Raw genomic sequence first — 20,552 nt, forward strand, 5'->3', positions numbered from 1 at the left:
CGCGCTCAGGGGCGCGGCATGTCCTTGACGAAGACGACACCGTCGACCGTGTCCAGGTGGCCGGGGTCGAGCGGGGCGTAACCGAACCAGGCCGAGACGCGGGGTGCGGGCCGCGGATCGCCCAGGGCGCCGGCCAGCAGCGCGGGGTCGAGGACGCGGGGGCCGTCCGGGAGGGCGTACAGCAGCCCCTCGACGGTGTCCGGCGGCGGCGTGTCCACCCCCTCGTGCCGGATCGTGCCGAGCGCCGTGGCCACGAAGGCGTACTCCCCGCCGAGCCGGGCGCCGACCAGGGCGCCCGCGCTCCACCACTCCAGCCGGCCCTGCCACATCCGCATCGAGCTCTTCTCACGCTGGAGGTGGGAGTTGTGGGCGTGCACGAAGGCCGGCCCCCGCTCGGCGAGCGCGAGGAGGTTGGCGGCCATCATCCGGTCGCGCACACCCAGCATCCGGGTCATGCGGGCCGGGGAGGCTTCGGCCATCCAGTAGTGGTACGTCAGCAGTCCGGTGGCGGTACGTCCGTACAGCCGCGCCCGCTCCCAGCCGTCCCGTGCGGCGGAGGCGAGCAGGTGCGGCGTCTGCTCGTCCAGCAGCGACACCAGGTCGGCGGCGAGCGTCCGCAGCTCCCCGGCCTCGGCCGACCGCCCCACGGACCGCGCGGCGTCCGTCATCGCCCCGGGATCCGTCCACCGGTCGTCGGAGCCGAGCAGCCGGTCCAGGGTGTCCGCGTCGCAGGGAAGGAGGGCCGGGTCCACCAGGGCCGAGAGGCAGTCGTGGAGCGCGGTGAGCGCCTGCCGCGGGCTCGCGGCCCCGGTGATCTCCAAGGGCCCGTCGAAACCGGCGAAGCGGACCCGCTCGTGCGCGGGCCGGTCCTCGTTGTACGCGCGCATCCAGCGCACCAGTTCCCGGTTGGGCGCGCTCGGGCCCCAGGGATGGCTGAACCCGCGCTCCACGACCTCGTCGAGGGTGCCGGTGCCCCAGGTGACGTAGTCGTCCACGACCAGGCCCCTCAGGCAGTCGCTCTCGATCGTGATCGTCCGGTAGCCGTGCTGCTCGACGAGTTGCCGGAAGAGGTCGTTGCGCACGTCGAGGAGAGCGTCCTCGCCGTGGGTGGGCTCGCCCAGGGCGAGCAGCCGGGGCGGGGCCGGCAGCAGCCGCACGAGGGCGGCCGCGTCGAGGGGATGGGCGATGTCCTGGATGCGTTCGGCCATGGCTTCAACGGTATCGTTGAACCCTCGGTTGAAACTCTGGAGCGGGGGAGTGGGACTTTTGGTCGTCAACCCTCAAAGCGGGGGTCGGCTCAGGCCGGTCGACCTGGCCCGCGCCCACGGTCTGTCGGCGCAGGCGGTCAGGAACTACGAGGCGGCCGGCATCCTCCCGGCCGCCGGGCGCACCGCCCACGGCTACCGCGTCTACACCGCGCTGCACGCCCGCGCCCTGGACGCGTTCCTCGCCCTGGCGGCGGGTCACGGCCACGGGACGGCGGCCTCGGTGCTGCGGGGCGTGAACGAGGACGCCGTGGACGAGGCGCTCCGGCTGATCGACGAGAGCCACGCCCGGCTGCTCGACGACCGGCGGACGCTGGAGGCCGTGGAGGCGGCACTGCGGGACCTGGTGCCCGAGGCCGCCGGGGACGTTCCCGCGGCGGCCGGCGGGTTCATCGGCGCGCTCGCGGCGGAGCTGGGCATCCGGCCCGCGACCCTGCGCAAGTGGGAGCGCGCCGGACTGGTGCGCCCCCGGCGCGACCCGGTGACCGGGTACCGCCGCTACGGCGAGGCGGACGTACGGGACGTCCGTCTCGCCCACCAGCTCAGGCGGGGCGGGTATCCGCTGGAGCGGATCGCGTCCGTCCTCGACCGGGTGCGGTCGGCCGGGGGAGTGGAACCGCTGGAGGCCGCCCTGCGCGAGTGGCGCGACCGGGTGTCCGCGCGGGGCCGGGCGATGGTGACCGGGGCGGCGGAGCTGGAGGCGTATCTGCGCGCACGGGAACGGGAACGGGAGACGGGACGGTAGCGGGGAAGGGGAGTGGGGTCGGTGGCCGCGCGGGGCTGGGAACCAAAGCAGAAAGCTACCGCTTAGTAGTTTCCTGTTGTACCGTGCAGTCATGCCAGAAGCAGCCTCCGCAGCGGCCACACGGGCCACCATCGGCGACAGCGAGTTCGACCGGGACACCGCCGTCACCCGACGCGCCCCCGGCGTCTACGACATCGACCTGTCGGCCGGCTGGACGATCATCAACGCCGTCAACGGCGGCTACCTGCTGGCCGTCCTGGGCCGGGCCCTCGGCGACGCGCTCCCGCACCCCGACCCCTTCACCATCTCGGCGCACTACCTCACCGCCTCCCAGCCGGGACCGGCGGTCGTGCGCACCGAGACCGTCCGCACCGGACGCTCCCTCTCGACCGGCCAGGCCTCCCTCCTCCAGTACGACGACGAGGGCAACGAGGTCGAGCGCATCCGCGTCCTCGCCTCCTACGGCGACCTCGACGCGCTGCCCGACGACGTCCGCACCTCGGCGAAGCCGCCCGCGATCCCGCCGCCGGACCAGTGCTTCGGCCCGGAGGACGGCCCGGCCCCCGTCGACGGCAGCTCGGCCATCGCCGACCGGCTGATGCTCAAGCTGGACCCCGGCACGCTGGGCTGGGCGCTGGGGCAGCCCTCGGGCCGGGGCGAGATGCGGGCCTGGTTCGGCCTCGCCGACGGCCGCGACGCGGACCCCCTCTCGCTGCTCCTCGCGGTGGACGCGCTGCCGCCGACCGCCTTCGAGCTGGGGCTCAAGGGCTGGGTGCCGACGGTCGAGCTGACCGCGCACGTGCGCTGCCGCCCCGCGCCGGGCCCGCTGCGGGTCTCCATCACCACCCGCAACCTCGCCGGCGGCTTCCTGGAGGAGGACGCCGAGGTCTGGGACAGCGCCGACCGCCTGGTCGCGCAGTCCCGCCAGCTGGCCCGGGTCCGGCTCGGCTGACCCGGGGGCACCTCGGTCCGGTCAGGGATCGGACCGGCCGGTGCTCAGTCCAGCCGGTGCTCAGTCCGGCCAGTACTCAGTCCAGCCAGTACTCAGTCCAGCCAGTGCGTGCGGCCGACGCTGATCAGCCGCAGTTGCCGCCGTGCCGTCTCGACGGCGCGGCGGCGCTCGTCGTCCGGGGCGTCCAGCGTCTCCAGGAAGAGGGACGCCGTGATCAGCATCTGGTCGACGTAGAGGCCCGCCAGCATGCGCAGGTCGGTCTCGCTCCAGCCCGCCGCCGACGCGTCCGTGGCCAGCTCCGCCCTCACCTCCTCGGCGAACCGCGCCAGTTGCTCCCGTATCGCCCGGCGCACCGGCTGCACCCCGCCGTGCCGCTCCCGCGCGATGAAACGGACGTGGGCCGGGTGCGCGGCCACGTGTCCGGCGATCAGCTCGACCGCGCGGTCGATGCGTTCGTCGTCGTCCTCGGCCGGTGACATCGTGGTCCGGATCATCGGGTGGAGGCTGCCCAGCGCCTCCTCGACCAGCGCCACCCCGAGATCCGCCGTGGAGTGGAAGTGCCGGTAGAAGGCGGTCGGTGCCACCCCCACGGCGCGCGTGACCTCACGCAGTCCCAGGCTGCTCAGGCTCTGCTCCTCCAGCAGGCTGAGCGCCGCGTCCAGGAGCGCCTGCCGGGTCTTCCGCTTCTGCGCCTGCCGAACGCCGGGGGTGTGACTCATGCCATGCAGTTAACAACTGTTCTCCGGAATTGAAAAGCCGTACGGCACGCTAGACTGAGGAGTCAGTGAACAACTGTAACCACAAATGTTCACCGAAGTGTCTACGCAAGGTTGGGGGATCCGCGCCATGCTGTTTCTCGTCGTCGCACTCCTGCTCCTCGGGGTGGTCATGGGCACCGTCGCCCACGCACCGCTCACCTTCTCGGTCGCGGCCGGCCTGGTCATCGCCGTCTGGCTCGGCGTCTTCGCCCTCCGCGAGCGGCACGGCCGCCGGCGGAGCACCTCCGCCCACTGACCCGCCTCCACCGACACACGGCAGGGAGAACGTCATGCAGCTCACCGCACCGGCCCGCCGCACCACCGACGCCAACGGCACCACCCGCACCGCCCGCCGCACCGGCATCCACGACACCGACGGCATGGCCGTCGCCGCCTTCGTCCTCGGCCTGCTCGGCCTGCTCGTCCTCAACGTCTTCCTGGGCCCGATCGCCATCGCCCTCGCGAGCGTCGCCCTGTGGCGCGGCACCGCCCGCCGCGGCCGGGCCCTCCTCGGTCTCGGCCTGGGCGTCGCCGACCTGCTGGTCCTGGCGGTGTTCATGTCCGCGGACAACACGATGTCCTGGAGTCTCTGACCGGAAGAGAACGTCAGGGGGCGGACGAGGGCGGCCTCGGTCCAGGCCCGGCGGAGCCCGCCCGTAGAATCGGCCCCACCATGGCTTACCTCGACCACGCCGCGACCACCCCGATGCTCCCCGAGGCAGTCGAGGCACTCACCGCGCACCTGAGCGTCACCGGCAACGCCTCCTCCCTCCACGCGTCCGGCCGCCGCGCGCGGCGCACCGTCGAGGAGGCCCGCGAGACCCTCGCCGAGGCGCTCGGCGCCCGCCCCAGCGAGGTGGTCCTCACCTCCGGCGGCACCGAGGCCGACAACCTCGCCGTCAAGGGCCTGTACTGGGCCCGACGCGACGCCGACCCGGCCCGCACCCGGGTCCTGGCCAGCCCCGTCGAGCACCACGCCGTCCTCGACGCCGTCCACTGGCTGGGCGAGCACGAGGGCGCCACCGTCGAGTACCTCCCGGTCGACGCCCACGGGCGCGTCCTCCCCGAGGCGCTGCGCGAGGCCATCGCCCGCGACCCCGGCGACGTCGCCCTCGCCACCGTGATGTGGGCCAACAACGAGATCGGCACCATCATGCCGGTCCGGGAACTCGCCGACGTGGCCGCCGAGTTCGACGTGCCGCTGCACGCCGACGCGGTGCAGGCCTTCGGTCAGCTCCCGGTGGACTTCGCCGCCTCCGGGCTCGCCGCCATGACCGTCTCCGGCCACAAGATCGGCGGCCCCTACGGCATCGGCGCGCTCCTGCTCGGCCGGGAGTACACCCCGGTGCCCGTCCTGCACGGCGGCGGCCAGGAACGCCACGTGCGCTCCGGCACCCTCGACGTCCCCGCCGTCGCCTCCTTCGCGGTCGCCGGGCGCCTCGCCGCCGAGCAGCGCGAGTGGTTCGCCCGCGAGATCGGCACCCTGCGCGACGACCTGGTCGACGCCGTCCGCACGGCCGTCCCGGACGCGATCCTCGGCGGCGACCCGGCACCGGAGGGGCGCCTTCCGGCCAACGCCCACTTCACCTTCCCGGGCTGCGAGGGCGACTCCCTCCTCCTGCTGCTCGACGCCCAGGGCATCGAGTGCTCCACCGGCTCCGCCTGCACCGCGGGCGTCGCCCAGCCCAGCCACGTCCTGCTGGCCACCGGGACCGATCCCGACCTGGCCCGCGGCACCCTGCGCTTCTCCCTGGGCCACACCTCGACCGAGGCCGACGTGGAGGCGCTCGCCGAGGCGATCGGCCCCGCGGTGGAACGCGCCCGGGCGGCGGGGCTGTCGTAAGGCGCAGGGCTCAGGCCGCCTTGCCGAGGGCCGGGCCCGCCGGGGCTCAGGCCTTGGTGGGCGGCTTCGACGGCGCGCTCGCGGCCGCCCGCCGCACCAGCTTCAGATACCGGTCCCAGTCCCAGTGCGGCCCCGGGTCGGTGTGGTCGGTGCCCGGCACCTCCACGTGGCCGAGGATGTGCTTCCGGTCCACGGGTATGCCGTACCGCGCGCAGATCCCCGCCGTCAGCCGCGCGGAGGCGGCGTACATCGCGTCGGTGAAGTCCCGCGGGCGGTCCACGAAGCCCTCGTGCTCGATGCCGACACTGCGTTCGTTGTAGTCGCGGTTGCCCGCGTGGTACGCCACGTCCAGCTCGCGGATCATCTGGGTGATCCGCCCGTCCTGCCCGACGATGTAGTGCGCGGCCGCCTTGTGCCCCGGGTCCTGGAAGGCCCGCACCGCGCTGTCGAAGCTGCCCTGCGTGACATGGACGATCACCATGTCGATGCCGAAGTCGTCCGGCCGGTCCGCCCGCCGCCAGTTCGCGTCCGACGCCGCCACCCAGCGCGCGCCCGCGTAGTCGACCACGCCGTCCTCGCGGGGCCGCTCGACGCCCGGCATCCGCCACCACAGCCGGGACAACTCGTCGCGGGCCAGCACACCCGTGCCCACGGCAGCCGCCGCACCGCCGACGATCAGCGCGCGGCGGCCGATGCGCCGGTCGCCGTCCCCGGACCCGCCGCTCGCGGACCCACCCGCGGATCCCTGCTTCGCCCCCATACGATCTTCAACGCATACTCGCGCGCTCCGGTTCCCGCTTCCCCCGTACTCTGGAGGAGTTATGACTGAGACCCCGCAGCGCACCCGTCCCCTCCGCGTCCTCGCCGCCATGTCGGGCGGAGTCGACTCCGCCGTCGCCGCCGCCCGCGCGGCCGAGGCGGGGCACGACGTGACCGGCGTCCACCTGGCGCTCTCCGCGAACCCGCAGTCCTTCCGCACGGGCGCCCGGGGCTGTTGCACCATCGAGGACTCGCGGGACGCCCGCCGTGCCGCCGACGTCATCGGTATCCCGTTCTACGTGTGGGACCTCGCCGACCGCTTCCGGGAGGACGTGGTCGAGGACTTCGTCGCCGAGTACGAGGCGGGGCGCACCCCGAACCCGTGCCTGCGCTGCAACGAGAAGATCAAGTTCGCGGCCCTCCTCGACAAGGCCCTCGCGCTGGGCTTCGACGCCGTCTGCACCGGCCACTACGCCCAGGTGATCCTGCGTGAGGACGGCGTCCGCGAGCTGCACCGCGCCTCCGACATGGCCAAGGACCAGAGCTACGTCCTCGGCGTCCTCGACGACCGCCAGCTCGCCCACGCCATGTTCCCGCTCGGCGACACGGTCACCACCAAGGACGAGATCCGCGCGGAGGCCGAGCGCCGGGGCCTCGCGGTGGCCAAGAAGCCCGACTCGCACGACATCTGCTTCATCGCCGACGGCGACACCCAGGGCTTCCTGGCGGGCCGGCTGGGCAGGGCCGAGGGCGACATCGTCGACGAGGCGGGCAACCGGCTCGGCACCCACGAGGGCGCCTACGGCTACACCATCGGCCAGCGCAAGGGCCTGCGCATCGGCACCCCGGCCCCCGACGGCAAGCCGCGCTACGTCCTGGACATCTCCCCGGTGGACAACACCGTGACGGTCGGCCCCGCCGAGGCCCTCGACGTCGACGCCCTCCGCGCCATCAAGCCCCGCTGGTGCGGCGCCGCCCCCACCGGCCCCGGCACCTACACCGCCCAGCTCCGCGCCCACGGCGGCGAGACCGAGGTCCGCGCCGAACTCGTCGACGGCACCCTGGAGGTCAGCTTCACCGAGCCGGTGCGGGGCGTCGCCCCCGGCCAGGCGATCGTGCTGTACGACGGCACGCGCGTGGTGGGCTCGGCGACGATCGCGTCGACGACGCGGGCCACGGCGGGCGCGGCCTGAGCCCTGAGCCGTCGCCGGACCGTCCCCGAGCCGCCGCCGGGCCGTCCTGAGGCGCACGACCGCGCCGGCTCATCCGGCGAGGAACTCCGCCAGCACCGGCGCCAGTACGCCCGGCTCCACCATGTGGGTCTGCCGGTCCACGGTGCCGTACCTGCCGTCGGGAGCCGCCTCCGCGACCGCACGGGCGGCCTCGTGCCACCACGCGTCGCTCGCGCCGCCCGCGAGCACCAGCAGGGGGACGGTGATCCCGGCGATCTCGGAACGGGGCACCCGGCCGTCGCCCAGCACGGCGTCGTCGTACGCCAGGCTCGGCGCCACCGACTCCATCCCCGCCCACATGGGGGACTGCCGGGCACCCCGGATCATCTCCTCGCCCAGCCCGCTGTGGCGCAGGAACAGCTCCACGGCATCCCCGCGCCTGCCCTGCCCGAGCGCCTCGCCCAGGCGTTCGGTGTACTCGGCCGCGGCCCGCGCGGCGGCGTCGTCCATGGCGTACGGCACCTCGTACACGGCGGCCCGGCGCAGCGGCAGACCGCTCGCCGCCGCCCGGAGCACCAGCGCGCCGCCCGACGACATGCCGTACAGCGACGCCTCGCCGCCCACCGCCTCGATCAGCGCCGCCAGGTCCTCGATCTCGCGCTCCACCGAGTAGGGCGCCGCTTCGCCGCTCTCGCCGCGCCCCCGGCGGTCGTACACGGTGACGTCGAAACCGCCCGACAGCTCGGCGGCCAGCGGCGCCATCGTCGCACCGGTCGACATGGCGCCGCTGACGAGCACGACCGCCGGTCCCCGCCCGGAGCGCTCGTAGGCGATGCGGGTGCCGTCACGCGAAACAGTCGTCATCTCCATGCCTGTGCAGACTGCCCTACGGCAGGTGATTCATCGCTCAGGACACCTCGACTTCGTAGAAACAGAGGTGGTCCTTGATCTCCGCGACCTCAGGCTTCGGGTCCGGGTAGGCCCACACCAGGTCCGCCGCGTCCGGCAGCGACCAGTAGGAGGCGTCGCCCTTGAAGGGGCAGTGGGTGGTCGTCCCGGACGGCGTCAGCCGGTCGAGGCGCACGTCCTGCGGCGGGATGTAGTACCGGTCGGGACAGCCCGTCTCGTGCAGCACCAGCGCGCCGTCGCTCTCCGCCAGCACCTGCCCGTCGTGCACCACGCGCACGTGCCGGTCGCTCGGCTCGACGGTGATGACGTGTCCCTTGAGTCCCTTGGTCACGGTCGTCCTCCTGGTGGCAGTGGTCTGCGTCACGTACTACAGCGTCCCCGTAGGCCGGGTTCTTCCCCTCCGGACCGGGCCGTACGGTGGAGGCCATGAACATCTGCGTCTTCCTCTCCGCCGCCGACCTCGACGAGCGCTACACGCGCCCCGCCAAGGAGTTCGCCGAACTGCTCGGCAAGGGCGGCCACACCCTCGTCTGGGGCGGCTCGGACGTCGGTCTGATGAAGGTCGTGGCCGACGGCGTGCAGGAGTCCGGAGGGCGGCTGCTCGGGGTCTCGGTGGACTTCCTGGCGGCCAAGGCGCGCGAGGGCGCCGACGAGATGGTGATCGCGAAGGACCTCGCCGAGCGCAAGCGGCTGCTGCTGGAGCAGGCCGACGCCGTGGTCATCATGGTGGGCGGCACCGGCACCCTCGACGAGGCCACCGAGATCCTGGAGCTGAAGAAGCACGGGCACACCGACAAGCCGGTCGTCCTGCTCAACACCGCGGGCTTCTACGACGGCCTCAAGGAGCAGTTCCGCCGCATGGAGGACGAGGGCTTCCTGCCCCGCCCCCTCACCGAGCTGGTCTTCTTCGCCGAGGAGCCGGTGGGCGCGCTCGCCTACCTGGAGGAGAGCCAGGGCATCGAGTAGGACGCCGGTGGTGCGAGCATGGCGGGCATGGCTACACATGTGATCACCGGAGCGGGCTCCGGCATCGGCGCGGCCGTCGCCCGCCGCCTGCACGCACGCGGCGACGAGGTCGTGCTGCACGCGCGCGACGCGGGCCGCGCGAAGGAACTCGCCGCCGCGCTCCCCGGCGCGAAGACGCTGGTCGGCGATCTGTCCGACCCCGGCAAGCTGTCCTGGGCCCTCTCCCACCAGACGCTGCCCGACCGGGTGGACTCGCTGCTGCACATCGCCGGGGTCGTCGACCTCGGCCCGGTCGGTGACCTGACCCCGAAGACCTGGACCAACCAGCTCAACGTCAACCTGGTCGCCCCCGCCGAGCTGACCCGCCTCCTGCTGCCCCAGCTCCGCGTCGCGCAGGGTCAGGTGATCTTCGTCAACTCCGGCTCCGGGCTCAACGCCCACGCCGGCTGGGCCGCGTACAGCGCCTCCAAGCACGGCCTGAAGGCCCTCGCCGACGCCCTGCGCCAGGAGGAGCACGCGAACGGCGTCCGCGTCACCTCGGTCTACCCCGGCCGCACCGCCAGCCCCATGCAGGCCAAGGTCCACCAGCAGGAGGGGAAGGAGTACGACCCGGCCAAGTGGATGGACCCCGAGTCCGTCGCCACGACCATCCTGATGGCCCTCGACCTCCCGAGGGACGCGGAGGTCAACGACCTGACGGTGCGCCCGGGACGGTGAGCGCCCCCTCGCATGGGGCGGCGGGGGCGAAAACCGGCCCCGCGCCCCTGCGTACGCTTCTCCCGTGAACGACACCTTCGCCCCCGCCACCGGCATCGGCAGCCTCCCGGGCCACGACGCCCGCGAGGCCGCCAGAACCGCCACCGGCAGCTTCGAGGACTTCCCCTTCCTCGCCGAACTGCCCGCCCGCGGTCCCGGCGCCGACATGATCGGCCGCACCGCCGGGATGCTCGTCGAGCTCTACGCGCGCGTGGAGCCCAGCGGCTGGCGGCTCGGCGACCGGCCGGGCCGGGACACCAAGCGCGCCCGCGCCTGGCTGGGCGAGGACCTCGACGCCCTGGAGGAGTTCACCCAGGGCTACGAGGGTCCGCTGAAGGTCCAGGCCGTCGGCCCGTGGACCCTCGCCGCCGCCCTGGAGCTGCGCAACGGAGAGGCGGTCCTCTCCGACCCCGGCGCCTGCCGCGACCTCGCCGCCTCGCTCGCCGAGGGCCTGCGCCTGCACCTGGCGGAGATCCGGCGCCGGGTCCCCGGCGCCCGCCCCGTGCTCCAGCTCGACGAACCCTCCCTCACCGCCGTCCTGCGGGGGCAGATCCGCACCGCCAGCGGCTACCGCACCCACCGCGCCGTCGACCGCCAGGCCGTGGAGGCGACGCTGCGCGAGGTCGCCGGGGTGCACGACGGCGGCCCGGTCGTGGTCCACTCCTGCGCACCGGACGTGCCGTTCGCCCTGCTGCGCCGGGCGGGCGTCGCGGGCGTCTCGTTCGACTTCTCGCTGCTCACCGAGCGTGACGACGACGCGATCGGCGAGGCCGTCGAGGGCGGCACCCGGCTGTTCGCCGGTGTCGTCCCGGGCACGGACACCGCATTGTCAGACCCTGCCGGTAGCGTCATGGGTGTCAGAACGCTGTGGCGCAGGCTGGGGCTGCGTCCGGAGCTGCTCGCGGAGGCGGTCACCGTCACTCCGGCGTGCGGACTCGCGGGTGCCTCCCCGGAGTACGCCCGGCGCGCGCTCGCCCACTGCGTCCGGGCGGCGAGTTCCCTCGCGGACAACCCAGAGTAACGGGAGGACATACGGTGGCCGGCGACAAGCAGGGCGACGAGCAGGCGGAGACGACCAGCGTGCCCGCCGAGGCGCGGGAGCGGCACATGCGGCTCGCCGAGCAGATCGAGGAGCACCGCTTCCGGTACTACGTGAACGACGCGCCCGTCGTCAGCGACGCGGAGTTCGACCGGCTGCTGCGCACCCTGGAGGAGCTGGAGGAGCGGCACCCGGAGCTGCGCACCCCCGAGTCCCCGACCCAGAAGGTCGCCGGTGCCTACGCGACCGAGTTCACGGCCGTCCAGCACCCCACGCGGATGCTCTCCCTGGACAACACGTTCAACGACGACGAGCTGGCCGCCTGGTTCGACCGCATCGCGAAGGAGCTGGGCGAGCAGGAGTACCACTTCCTGTGCGAGCTGAAGGTCGACGGACTCGCCGTCAACCTCACCTACGAGCACGGGCGCCTCGTCCGCGCCGCCACCCGCGGCGACGGCCGCACCGGCGAGGACATCACCCCCAACGTCCGCACCATCGCCGAGATCCCCGAGCGCCTGGCGGGCGACAGGGTTCCCGACCGCGTGGAGATCCGCGGCGAGGTGTACTTCCCGATGGAGAAGTTCCAGGAACTCAACGCCCGGTTGAACGAGGCGGGGGACAAGCCCTTCGCCAACGCGCGCAACGCGGCGGCCGGTTCGCTGCGCCAGAAGGATCCGCGCGTCACCGCCTCCCGCCCGCTGCACATGGTCGTCCACGGCATCGGCACACTGGAGGGCTACTCGGGCCTGACCCGCCTCTCCCAGGCGTACGACCTGCTCAAGGCCTGGGGGCTGCCGACGTCCCCGCACAACAGGGTGGTCGACGGCCTGGACGGCGTACGGGAGTTCATCGCGTACTACGGCGAGAACCGGCACTCCGTCGCGCACGAGATCGACGGCGTCGTCGTCAAGCTCGACGAGATCCGCCTCCAGGGCCGGCTCGGCTCCACCGCCCGAGCGCCCCGCTGGGCCATCGCCTACAAGTACGCGCCGGAGGAGGTCAACACCAAGCTGGTCGACATCAAGGTGGGCGTCGGCCGCACCGGCCGCGTCACGCCGTACGCGCAGGTCGAGCCGGTCACGGTGGCGGGCAGCGAGGTGGAGTTCGCCACGCTGCACAACCAGGAGGTCGTCAAGGCCAAGGGCGTGCTCATCGGCGACACCGTGGTGCTGCGCAAGGCCGGTGACGTGATCCCCGAGATCCTCGGGCCGGTCGCCGACCTGAGGGACGGCAGCGAGCGGGAGTTCGTGATGCCGGCCGAGTGTCCCGAGTGCGGGACGCCGCTGAAGGCCATGAAGGAGGGCGACATCGACCTCCGCTGCCCCAACGCCCGTGCCTGCCCGGCCCAGTTGCGCGAGCGGGTCGCCTATCTCGCTGGCCGGGAGTGCCTGGACATCGAGCACTTCGGCGGGGTCGTGGCCGCCGCGCTGACCGGGCCGCTGGAGCCGTCCGAGCCGCCGCTGGTGGACGAGGGCGACCTCTTCGACCTCACCGTCGAGAAGCTGCTGCCCATCAAGGCGTACGTCCTCGACCCGGACAGCGGGCTGCCCAAGCGCGACCCGGAGACCGGCGAGGAGAAGACCGCCATGGTCTTCGCCAACAAGGCGGGCGAGCCGAAGAAGAACACCCTCGCGCTGCTGAAGCACATCGAGGACGCCAAGGCCCGCCCGCTGGCCCGGTTCATCAACGGCCTCTCCATCAGGTACGTCGGACCGGTCGCCGCCCAGGCACTGGCGCGGGAGTTCCGCTCCATCGACCGCATCGAGCAGGCCACCGAGGAGGAGCTGGCGAGCACGGACGGCGTGGGCGGCACCATCGCCACCGCCGTCAAGGAGTGGTTCGCCGTGGACTGGCACCGCGAGATCGTCCGCAAGTGGAAGGCGGCCGGGGTTGCGCTGGAGGACCACTCGACGGGGGAGGATGAGGGGCCGCGCCCGCTCGAGGGACTCACCGTCGTCGTCACCGGCACCCTGGAGAACTTCACCCGGGACGGCGCCAAGGAGGCACTCCAGAACAGGGGCGCCAAGGTGACCGGTTCGGTGTCCAAAAAGACGTCGTTCGTCGTGGTCGGTGACAACCCCGGGTCGAAGTACGACAAGGCGATGCAGCTGAAAGTGCCGGTTCTGAACGAGGAGGGTTTCGCCGTTCTGCTCGAACAAGGGGCCGAAGCGGCGGAGGCTGTCACGCTTTCGGCTGAGGAATAGCGGTTGAAGGGCACCCGATCGGCGCATATCAGATGCATACGGGTGGCCGGGTGGCATTCGGGCAACCGTCGACGACCAGTGCCCCTGAAAGCCTTCCGCGGCCTACTGTTGAGGTGTGCGCCCGCCGTGGCCAGCCGCGGTCGGGGCACCCCCCTGCCCCGAGTGACAGGGGAAGGGGTCTCCCACGCGGAGCCGTTGAAGGTGGTCGAGGCGGGGGCCGCGTGGCGTGGGCACCGCCGGCTGTGAGAGGGACGGGAATGGAACCGACCGAGAGCGCCGCCGCGGGCTCACGGCTGAGCCTGCGTCGCATGGTGGGCGCGTGGCACGTGAGCCGGCGGCACGGGCAACGCGAGGGTGGCGTCCCGCGTCCCGTGGCGGGCGCCCGCGTGCCGCAGGCCACCGGCCACACGACCGGACACCTCCACGGCCCCGCCGACCCGGACGCCGAACGGCACCTGTCCTGGCCCGCGTTGCCCGCGGCGATCGTCACGACCGCCGCCTTCGTCCTGGGTGCCGGCTTCTACCGGGCCTTCAGCGACGGCCACGCCCTCTTCCCGTCCGGCACCGTCGGCTGGGCCCTGGCCGTGCTGGCCGGCATCGTGGTCGGCCACCTGGTCATGCTCGGCCGCTCCCGCTGGTGGGGCGGCACCGGCTCGGGCGCCGCCCTCACCCTCGCCGTCCTGCTGCTGTACGGCTGGATTCCGGCCGGCATGGTCAGCCTCACCGTCGTCGTCCTGGTCGGCATAGCCCGCCGGGGCCGCTGGCGGCAGGGCGTCCTGCACGGCGCGGTGGACATCCTCGGCATCGCCGCGGGTGCCCTGCTCCTCGGCGCCTGCGGCTCCGTACCGTCCGTCGAGCACCCCTGGGACCCCGACACCTGGGGCATGTACGCGGCGCCCAAGGTGGTGCTCGTCGCCGTCGCCTACCTCGCCGTCACCCGCGCCCTGCTGTGGTACCTCCAGACCCCGCGCCCCGGGCTTCCCACCGTCGCCCGCACCGCCCTGGTCAGACAGGGCCTGGTCGCCGTCGCCCTGCTCGGCATCGCCCCGCTGGTGTGCGTCGTCGCCGTCGCCAAGCCGATGCTGCTGCCGCTGTTCGCCATCCCGCTCATCGCCCTCGACTCCACGCTGTGGATCGCCCGCGCCCGCGCCGAGGAGCAGTTGCGCGACCCGCTCACCGGCCTGCCCAACCGGCAGTGGCTCCTGGAGCGCACCTGGAGCGCGCTGGACGACGCCGAGCGCATCGGCGCCCGCGCCGCCCTGATGCTGATCGACCTCGACCGTTTCCGGTCGGTCAACGACACGCTCGGACACCTCGCCGGGGACCGGCTGCTGCTGCAGACCGCCGACCGGCTGCGGCAGGCCCTGCCGCGCGGTGCGGAGGCCGCGCGGCTCGGCGGCGACGAGTTCGCCGTCTTACTGCCCGTCGCCGACTCCACCACGTCGGCGACCCGGATCGCCCGCGGCCTGGTGTCCGCGCTCAGTTCACCCATGGACCTGGACGGGCTCACGCTGGTCCTGGAGGCCAGCGCCGGGGTCGCCGTCTTCCCCGACCACGCGCTGGACGCCGAGGGGCTGCTGCGCCGCGCGGACGTGGCGATGTACCAGGCGAAGCGGGACCGCACCGGGGTGGAGGTCTACGAGTCCAAGCGGGACTCCAACACCCCGGACCGGCTCGGCCTCCTCGGCGACCTGCGCCGGGCCCTGGACGCCCACGAGGTCGAGCTGCACTACCAGCCCAAGGTCCGCTTCGACGGACAGGTGGCGGGCCTGGAGGCCCTGGTGCGCTGGGTGCACCCCGAGCGCGGCAAGGTGCCGCCGGACGAGTTCATAGCCATCGCCGAGTCCTCCGGGCTGATGCCCCACCTCACCGAGTACGTCCTGGAGACGGCGCTCGCTCAGGTCGCCCACTGGCGCTCCCAGGGCCTGTTCGTGCCGGTCGCGGTCAACGTCTCCCCGCGCGACGTCCACACCCCCGGGTTCGCGGGCTCGGTGGCCGCCCGGCTCGCCCGGCACGGCGTCCCGGCGGGAGCGCTCCAACTCGAGATCACCGAGCACGTCCTGCTCGAGGACCCGCAGCGCGCGGCCGACACCCTCAACGCGCTGACCGGGCACGGCGTCAAGATGTCCCTCGACGACTTCGGCACCGGCTACTCCTCCCTCGTCCACCTGCGCAGGCTCCCCGTCAGCGAGCTGAAGATCGACCGTTCCTTCGTGGCCCGGCTGGCCATCGACAACGAGGACGCCGAGATCGTGCGCTGCACCGTCGACCTCGCCCACTCCCTCGGTCTGCTCGTCGTCGCCGAGGGCGTGGAGGACGACGAGACCTGGGAGCGCCTGCGGGACCTCGGCTGCGACGCCGTCCAGGGCTGGCTGGTCGCGGCCGCGATGCCGCCGGAGGAAACCACGGCCTGGCTGCTGGCCCGGGGTTCGAGGGGCTGGGTGCGGGCCGCCGCCGCACTGCCCGCGGCGGCGTCCGACGAGTGACCTGAGCCCTGCCGACCGTGGCGCGCGACCGCCGGCCCGCGGTGGCGCGCCACGCCCCGGCCGCCCGCCCGCGGTGGCGCGCCACGCGCCGGCCGCCCGCCCGCCCGAGGTGGCGCGCCACGACCCGCCCGCTGGCCCGCGGTGGCGCGCCAACGCCGCCGACCGGCGGCCCCCCCGGCGGATCGCCGCCGACGCCACTCCCACGACCCCCGGCCTGTCCCGGCCCGCTTCGTACCCGCCCCGCTTCGTACATCGCCATGACGTGATGCTAGCAGCGCTAGCAATTCTGTCAGTGATCTGTTAGCTTCGCTCTCGTCCCTGGCATTGCTGACAAAGAGTGGTCGTGTCCGTCCGTCCGCCGTCCGTCCCAAGGGGTTCGAGGATGTCGCTGTTCGTTCCGAAGTTCGACGAGTCCGTGGTCGTCCGCGAGGCGGAGGCCGAGGTCGTGGGCCGCGCGCCCACCACCGTGCGCCTGCTGGCCGACAGCAGCGCCACCGGCGGCGCCCTGTCCACCCAGCGCGTCACCCTCACCGCCGGTGCCGACGGCGCCGCGCCGCACTGGCACGACAACTCCGCCGAGATGTTCTTCCTCCTCGACGGCGCCGCCGACATCCTCTCCGGCGGCGACGTCCTCACCGCGGGCCCCGGCGACCTCGTGGTCGTCCCGCCGGGCAAGCCGCACGCCTTCGCCGCCGTGCCGGGCGCCGACGCCGACCTGCTCATCGTCCTCACCCCGGGCGTCGAGCGCTTCGAGTACTTCCGCCACCTCCGGCGCATCGCGCTCGGCGAGGCCACCCGGGAGAGCCTGCTGGAGGTCCAGGAGCTGTACGACAACCACTTCCTGCGCAGCGCCGCCTGGGACGCGCGGCGCCGGGAAGCGGAGGACCCGGGGGAAACCGTTTAACGGCCACGGTGCCCGGACCCATAGGATTGGGCCAAACCGACTGGGCCGAACCGACCGGAGCAAGCGCCTTGCCCCGGCCGAAGTGCCCCGACCACACACTCACCCAGAGGAACGCTGCATGCCTGGCATCACGCGCGAGGAGGTCGCCCACCTCGCCCGGCTGGCGCGTCTGGAGCTGAAGCCCGAAGAGCTCGAGCACTTCGCGGGACAGCTGGACGACATCATCGGCGCGGTCGCCCGCGTCAGCGAGGTCGCCGACCAAGACGTACCGCCGACCTCGCACCCGCTCCCGCTGACGAACGTCATGCGGCCGGACGAGGTCCGTCCGTCGCTCACGCCCGAGCAGGCGCTGTCCGGCGCCCCGGCCCAGGAGCAGCAGCGTTTCAAGGTGCCGCAGATCCTGGGGGAGGAGTAAGCCATGAGCGACATCATCAAGCTCACCGCGGCCGAGATCGCCGCGAAGATCGCCTCCGGCGAGCTGACCGCCGTCCAGGTCACCGAGGCCCACCTGGCCCGCATCGAGGCCGTCGACGAGAAGGTGCACGCCTTCCTGCACGTGGACCGCGAGGGTGCGCTGGCCCAGGCCCGCGCCGTCGACGAGAAGCGCGAGCGCGGCGAGAAGCTCGGCCCGCTGGCCGGCGTCCCGCTCGCCCTCAAGGACATCTTCACCACCGAGGGCATCCCCACCACCGTCGGCTCCAAGATCCTCGAGGGCTGGATCCCGCCGTACGACGCGACCGTCACCAAGCGCCTCAAGGCCGCCGACGTCGTCATCCTCGGCAAGACCAACATGGACGAGTTCGCCATGGGCTCCTCCACCGAGAACAGCGCCTACGGCCCGACCGGCAACCCCTGGGACCTCACCAAGATCCCCGGCGGCTCCGGCGGCGGCTCCTCCGCGGCCCTCGCCGCCTTCCAGGCCCCGCTCGCCATCGGCACCGACACCGGCGGCTCCATCCGCCAGCCCGCGTCCGTCACCGGCACCGTCGGCGTCAAGCCGACCTACGGTGGCGTCTCCCGCTACGGCATGGTGGCCTTCTCCTCCTCCCTCGACCAGGGCGGCCCCTGCGCCCGCACGGTCCTGGACGCGGCCCTGCTGCACGAGGCAATCGCCGGACACGACCCGATGGACTCCACCTCCATCGACGCCCCGGTCCCCGCGGTCGTCGAGGCCGCCCGCAACGGCAGCGTCGACGGCATGCGCGTCGGCGTCGTCAAGCAGTTCCGCGGCGAGGGCTACCAGGCCGGTGTCGTCCAGCGCTTCGACGAGTCCGTCGAGCTGCTGAAGTCGCTGGGCGCCGAGATCGTCGAGCTGGACTGCCCGTCCTTCGACCTCGCGCTCTCCGCGTACTACCTGATCGCCCCGTCCGAGTGCTCCTCCAACCTCGCCCGCTTCGACGGCCTGCGCTACGGCGCGCGCGTCGGCGACGACGGCACGCACTCCGCCGAGGAGGTCACCTCCCTGACCCGCGAGGCCGGCTTCGGCCCCGAGGTCAAGCGCCGCATCATGCTCGGCACGTACGCCCTGTCGAGCGGGTACTACGACGCGTACTACGGCAGCGCCCAGAAGGTCCGCACCCTCATCAAGCAGGAGTTCGAGCGGGCCTTCGAGCAGGTCGACGTGATCGTCTCGCCGACGACCCCGACCACCGCCTTCGCGATCGGCGAGCGCGCCGACGACCCGATGGCGATGTACCTGGCCGACCTGTGCACCATCCCCACCAACCTGGCGGGCAACGCGGCCATGTCGCTGCCCTGCGGCCTCGCCCCCGAGGACAACCTGCCGGTGGGTCTGCAGATCATCGCCCCCGCCATGAAGGACGACCGGCTCTACAAGGTCGGCGCCGCCGTCGAGGCCGCCTTCGTGGAAAAGTGGGGCCACCCGCTGATCGAGGAGGCTCCGTCGCTGTGAGTGCACTGACCAAGGCCAAGGGCTTCAAGAAGTCCAAGTCCGGTCTGTACGTCTCGATGGCCACGTCGGCGTTCGGCGCCGTCGGGGTCTACAAGCAGATCAAGAAGGCCCGTGGCGAGAGCGACACGCTGCGACTGCTCGACGCCGTCGTCACCGGAGCCGCCGTCGTCACCAACCTCGCCATCCTGTACCGCGAGCTGAAGCGTCTCGGCGACGACGACGTCCTGCTGGGCTGAGAGGGAAGTTTCACCGTGACCACCACGACCGACCTGGTGTCGTACGAGGACGCACTCGCGTCGTACGACCCCGTCATGGGCCTCGAGGTCCATGTCGAACTCGGCACCCACACCAAGATGTTCTGCGGCTGTTCGACCGCGCTCGGTGCCGACCCCAACACCCAGACCTGCCCCGTCTGCCTCGGCATGCCCGGCGCGCTCCCGGCCGTCAACGCGACCGGCGTCGAGTCGGCGATCAAGATCGGTCTCGCGCTGAACTGCGAGATCGCCGAGTGGTGCCGCTTCGCCCGGAAGAACTACTTCTATCCGGACATGCCGAAGAACTTCCAGACCTCCCAGTACGACGAGCCGATCGCCTTCGACGGCTACCTCGACGTGCAGCTGGAGGACGGGGAGACCTTCCGCGTCCAGATCGAGCGCGCCCACATGGAGGAGGACACCGGCAAGTCGCTGCACGTCGGTGGCGCGACCGGCCGCATCCACGGCGCCTCGCACTCCCTCCTCGACTACAACCGCGCCGGCATCCCGCTCATCGAGATCGTCACCAAGCCGATCGAGGGAGCGGGCGAGCGCGCCCCCGAGGTGGCCCGCGCCTACGTGCGTGAGCTGCGCGAGCTCATCCGTGCCCTCGGTGTCTCCGAGGCCCGCATGGAGATGGGCCAGATGCGCTGCGACGTGAACCTGTCGCTGCGCCCGCACGGCCGGGAGAAGTTCGGCACCCGCAGCGAGACCAAGAACGTCAACTCGCTGCGCTCCGTCGAGCGTGCCGCCCGCTTCGAGATCCAGCGGCACGCCGCCGTGCTGAACGACGGCGGCACGATCATCCAGGAGACCCGCCACTTCCACGAGGACACGGGGTCCACCACCTCGGGCCGCGTGAAGGAGGAGGCCGAGGACTACCGGTACTTCCCGGAGCCCGACCTGGTGCCCGTCGCCCCGTCCCGTGCATGGGTCGAGGAGCTGCGGTCGGGGCTGCCCGAGCTGCCGCTGGTGCGCCGCAACCGGCTCCGCGAGGAGTGGGGCGTCTCCGGCAACGACATGCAGTCCATCCTCAACGCCGGAGCGCTGGACCCGATCGTCGCCACGATCGACGCCGGTGCCGACGCGGCCTCCGCCCGCAAGTGGTGGATGGGCGAGCTGGCCCGCAGCGCCAACGAGTCGGGCAAGGCGCTCGACGAGCTGGCCATCACGCCGGTCCAGGTCGCCCGCGTCGCCGAGCTGGTGACCAAGGGCGAGCTGAACGACAAGCTGGCCCGCCAGGTGATCCTCGGCGTCCTCGCCGGTGAGGGCACGCCGGACGAGGTCGTCGACAAGCGCGGCCTGAAGGTCGTCTCCGACGAGGGCGCGCTGACCACCGCCGTCGAGGAGGCCATCGCCGGCAACCCGGGCATCGCGGACAAGATCCGCGGCGGCAAGGTGGCCGCGGCCGGCGCCCTGGTCGGCGCGGTCATGAAGGCGACCCGGGGTCAGGCGGACGCGGCCCGCGTCAAGGAGCTGATCCTGGAGAAGCTGGGCGTCACCGAGGGCTGAGCCCGAGGGCTGTGACCCGGTACACCACGAGCCCTGGGGGGACGCGCCGCACGCGGCGCGTCCCCCCAGGGCCGTTGTTGTGAATAAGGCCACTAAGTCCGCAAAGGATCACTTCT

General features: G+C 72.7%; 21 protein-coding genes. 16 read left to right on the forward strand and 5 right to left on the reverse strand.

Annotation, left to right across the window (positions count from 1 at the left end; genetic code table 11):
* Positions 1-5 precede the first annotated feature (5 nt).
* Entirely contained in the window at positions 6-1,208 is a 1,203-nt protein-coding gene (locus Sco07f_RS37130; RefSeq protein ID WP_108990513.1) for an erythromycin esterase family protein, read from the reverse strand.
* A gap of 58 nt (positions 1,209-1,266) precedes the next feature.
* Here Sco07f_RS37130 and Sco07f_RS37135 point away from each other — a divergent pair, with 58 nt between their 5' ends.
* Positions 1,267-2,010 carry a TioE family transcriptional regulator gene (locus Sco07f_RS37135; protein ID WP_108990514.1) on the forward strand — a complete coding sequence of 248 codons (744 nt, stop codon included), beginning with the start codon at positions 1,267-1,269 and terminating at the stop codon, positions 2,008-2,010.
* A 91-nt stretch (positions 2,011-2,101) separates the two neighbouring features.
* Positions 2,102-2,962: a thioesterase family protein gene (locus tag Sco07f_RS37140; protein WP_108990515.1), complete on the forward strand. Its 861-nt coding sequence runs from the start codon at positions 2,102-2,104 to the stop codon at positions 2,960-2,962.
* A gap of 92 nt (positions 2,963-3,054) precedes the next feature.
* Here the strand turns inward: Sco07f_RS37140 and Sco07f_RS37145 are convergent, their stop codons facing one another.
* Complete coding sequence (locus Sco07f_RS37145; RefSeq protein ID WP_108990516.1) at positions 3,055-3,681, reverse strand: TetR family transcriptional regulator; 627 nt, start codon at positions 3,679-3,681, stop codon at positions 3,055-3,057.
* 127 nt (positions 3,682-3,808) lie between these two features.
* On the opposite strand from Sco07f_RS37145, the gene Sco07f_RS37150 reads away from it, so the two are divergent.
* The 3 genes from Sco07f_RS37150 to Sco07f_RS37160 all read left to right on the forward strand — a co-directional run bounded on the left by Sco07f_RS37150 (position 3,809) and on the right by Sco07f_RS37160 (position 5,563).
* On the forward strand, positions 3,809-3,976 hold the full coding sequence (locus Sco07f_RS37150; RefSeq protein ID WP_007444824.1) for a hypothetical protein: 168 nt from the start codon (positions 3,809-3,811) through the stop codon (positions 3,974-3,976).
* A 34-nt stretch (positions 3,977-4,010) separates the two neighbouring features.
* Positions 4,011-4,313 carry a hypothetical protein gene (locus Sco07f_RS37155; RefSeq protein ID WP_007444825.1) on the forward strand — a complete coding sequence of 101 codons (303 nt, stop codon included), beginning with the start codon at positions 4,011-4,013 and terminating at the stop codon, positions 4,311-4,313.
* Between the two features lie 80 nt (positions 4,314-4,393).
* Positions 4,394-5,563 (forward strand): cysteine desulfurase family protein, encoded by a 1,170-nt coding sequence (locus tag Sco07f_RS37160; RefSeq protein ID WP_007444826.1) that lies wholly within the window; start codon positions 4,394-4,396, stop codon positions 5,561-5,563.
* A 46-nt stretch (positions 5,564-5,609) separates the two neighbouring features.
* Here Sco07f_RS37160 and Sco07f_RS37165 read toward each other — a convergent pair whose 3' ends face one another.
* Entirely contained in the window at positions 5,610-6,323 is a 714-nt protein-coding gene (locus Sco07f_RS37165) for an N-acetylmuramoyl-L-alanine amidase (protein WP_108990517.1), read from the reverse strand.
* A 61-nt stretch (positions 6,324-6,384) separates the two neighbouring features.
* Here Sco07f_RS37165 and mnmA point away from each other — a divergent pair, with 61 nt between their 5' ends.
* Positions 6,385-7,515, forward strand: a complete 1,131-nt coding sequence (gene mnmA / locus Sco07f_RS37170) for a tRNA 2-thiouridine(34) synthase MnmA (RefSeq protein WP_087789466.1) — start codon at positions 6,385-6,387, stop codon at positions 7,513-7,515.
* 69 nt (positions 7,516-7,584) lie between these two features.
* Here the strand turns inward: mnmA and Sco07f_RS37175 are convergent, their stop codons facing one another.
* Together Sco07f_RS37175 and Sco07f_RS37180 are read right to left on the reverse strand one after the other, a co-directional pair.
* A complete protein-coding gene (locus tag Sco07f_RS37175; RefSeq protein ID WP_108990518.1) occupies positions 7,585-8,364 on the reverse strand; it encodes an alpha/beta fold hydrolase in 780 nt (259 codons plus the stop codon).
* A gap of 37 nt (positions 8,365-8,401) precedes the next feature.
* Positions 8,402-8,734, reverse strand: a complete 333-nt coding sequence (locus Sco07f_RS37180) for a DUF427 domain-containing protein (protein WP_007444799.1) — start codon at positions 8,732-8,734, stop codon at positions 8,402-8,404.
* Positions 8,735-8,829: 95 nt separating this feature from the next.
* Here Sco07f_RS37180 and Sco07f_RS37185 point away from each other — a divergent pair, with 95 nt between their 5' ends.
* The 10 genes from Sco07f_RS37185 (at position 8,830) to gatB (ending at position 20,436) form a co-directional block, all read left to right on the forward strand.
* Complete coding sequence (locus Sco07f_RS37185; RefSeq protein WP_054102030.1) at positions 8,830-9,369, forward strand: LOG family protein; 540 nt, start codon at positions 8,830-8,832, stop codon at positions 9,367-9,369.
* A 27-nt stretch (positions 9,370-9,396) separates the two neighbouring features.
* Positions 9,397-10,086, forward strand: a complete 690-nt coding sequence (locus tag Sco07f_RS37190) for an SDR family oxidoreductase (protein ID WP_007444829.1) — start codon at positions 9,397-9,399, stop codon at positions 10,084-10,086.
* Between the two features lie 64 nt (positions 10,087-10,150).
* Complete coding sequence (locus Sco07f_RS37195) at positions 10,151-11,146, forward strand: methionine synthase (protein WP_054102029.1); 996 nt, start codon at positions 10,151-10,153, stop codon at positions 11,144-11,146.
* Positions 11,147-11,160: 14 nt separating this feature from the next.
* Entirely contained in the window at positions 11,161-13,368 is a 2,208-nt protein-coding gene (gene ligA, locus Sco07f_RS37200) for an NAD-dependent DNA ligase LigA (RefSeq protein ID WP_087789464.1), read from the forward strand.
* Between the two features lie 257 nt (positions 13,369-13,625).
* Positions 13,626-15,854 carry a putative bifunctional diguanylate cyclase/phosphodiesterase gene (locus tag Sco07f_RS37205; protein ID WP_087789463.1) on the forward strand — a complete coding sequence of 743 codons (2,229 nt, stop codon included), beginning with the start codon at positions 13,626-13,628 and terminating at the stop codon, positions 15,852-15,854.
* A gap of 382 nt (positions 15,855-16,236) precedes the next feature.
* A complete protein-coding gene (locus tag Sco07f_RS37210) occupies positions 16,237-16,758 on the forward strand; it encodes a cupin domain-containing protein (RefSeq protein WP_087789462.1) in 522 nt (173 codons plus the stop codon).
* A 118-nt stretch (positions 16,759-16,876) separates the two neighbouring features.
* Positions 16,877-17,173, forward strand: coding sequence for an Asp-tRNA(Asn)/Glu-tRNA(Gln) amidotransferase subunit GatC (gene gatC / locus Sco07f_RS37215; RefSeq protein ID WP_003973500.1), 297 nt, complete (start codon positions 16,877-16,879; stop codon positions 17,171-17,173).
* 3 nt (positions 17,174-17,176) lie between these two features.
* Entirely contained in the window at positions 17,177-18,670 is a 1,494-nt protein-coding gene (gene gatA, locus Sco07f_RS37220; protein ID WP_007444750.1) for an Asp-tRNA(Asn)/Glu-tRNA(Gln) amidotransferase subunit GatA, read from the forward strand.
* Positions 18,667-18,906 carry a hypothetical protein gene (locus tag Sco07f_RS37225; protein ID WP_007444751.1) on the forward strand — a complete coding sequence of 80 codons (240 nt, stop codon included), beginning with the start codon at positions 18,667-18,669 and terminating at the stop codon, positions 18,904-18,906. Before gatA ends, Sco07f_RS37225 begins: the two co-directional genes overlap by 4 nt.
* Positions 18,907-18,921: 15 nt before the next feature.
* Complete coding sequence (gene gatB, locus Sco07f_RS37230; protein WP_007444752.1) at positions 18,922-20,436, forward strand: Asp-tRNA(Asn)/Glu-tRNA(Gln) amidotransferase subunit GatB; 1,515 nt, start codon at positions 18,922-18,924, stop codon at positions 20,434-20,436.
* Positions 20,437-20,552: the final 116 nt, after the last annotated feature.

Source organism: Streptomyces coelicoflavus, assembly GCF_003112555.1.
Taxonomy (GTDB): Bacteria; Actinomycetota; Actinomycetes; order Streptomycetales; family Streptomycetaceae; genus Streptomyces; species Streptomyces coelicoflavus.

What these genes read in the sequence shown, in the direction of transcription:
- gatC (WP_003973500.1), top strand. Translation starts at nt 16,877, where the DNA reads ATGCCTGGCATCACGCGCGAGGAGGTCGCCCACCTCGCCCGGCTGGCG.
- Sco07f_RS37155 (WP_007444825.1), top strand. Translation starts at nt 4,011, where the DNA reads ATGCAGCTCACCGCACCGGCCCGCCGCACCACCGACGCCAACGGCACC.
- Sco07f_RS37130 (WP_108990513.1), bottom strand. Translation starts at nt 1,208, where the DNA reads ATGGCCGAACGCATCCAGGACATCGCCCATCCCCTCGACGCGGCCGCC.
- Sco07f_RS37185 (WP_054102030.1), top strand. Translation starts at nt 8,830, where the DNA reads ATGAACATCTGCGTCTTCCTCTCCGCCGCCGACCTCGACGAGCGCTAC.
- Sco07f_RS37175 (WP_108990518.1), bottom strand. Translation starts at nt 8,364, where the DNA reads ATGGAGATGACGACTGTTTCGCGTGACGGCACCCGCATCGCCTACGAG.
- Sco07f_RS37145 (WP_108990516.1), bottom strand. Translation starts at nt 3,681, where the DNA reads ATGAGTCACACCCCCGGCGTTCGGCAGGCGCAGAAGCGGAAGACCCGG.
- gatA (WP_007444750.1), top strand. Translation starts at nt 17,177, where the DNA reads ATGAGCGACATCATCAAGCTCACCGCGGCCGAGATCGCCGCGAAGATC.
- Sco07f_RS37140 (WP_108990515.1), top strand. Translation starts at nt 2,102, where the DNA reads ATGCCAGAAGCAGCCTCCGCAGCGGCCACACGGGCCACCATCGGCGAC.
- Sco07f_RS37210 (WP_087789462.1), top strand. Translation starts at nt 16,237, where the DNA reads ATGTCGCTGTTCGTTCCGAAGTTCGACGAGTCCGTGGTCGTCCGCGAG.
- Sco07f_RS37165 (WP_108990517.1), bottom strand. Translation starts at nt 6,323, where the DNA reads ATGGGGGCGAAGCAGGGATCCGCGGGTGGGTCCGCGAGCGGCGGGTCC.
- mnmA (WP_087789466.1), top strand. Translation starts at nt 6,385, where the DNA reads ATGACTGAGACCCCGCAGCGCACCCGTCCCCTCCGCGTCCTCGCCGCC.
- Sco07f_RS37160 (WP_007444826.1), top strand. Translation starts at nt 4,394, where the DNA reads ATGGCTTACCTCGACCACGCCGCGACCACCCCGATGCTCCCCGAGGCA.
- Sco07f_RS37190 (WP_007444829.1), top strand. Translation starts at nt 9,397, where the DNA reads ATGGCTACACATGTGATCACCGGAGCGGGCTCCGGCATCGGCGCGGCC.
- Sco07f_RS37150 (WP_007444824.1), top strand. Translation starts at nt 3,809, where the DNA reads ATGCTGTTTCTCGTCGTCGCACTCCTGCTCCTCGGGGTGGTCATGGGC.
- Sco07f_RS37205 (WP_087789463.1), top strand. Translation starts at nt 13,626, where the DNA reads ATGGAACCGACCGAGAGCGCCGCCGCGGGCTCACGGCTGAGCCTGCGT.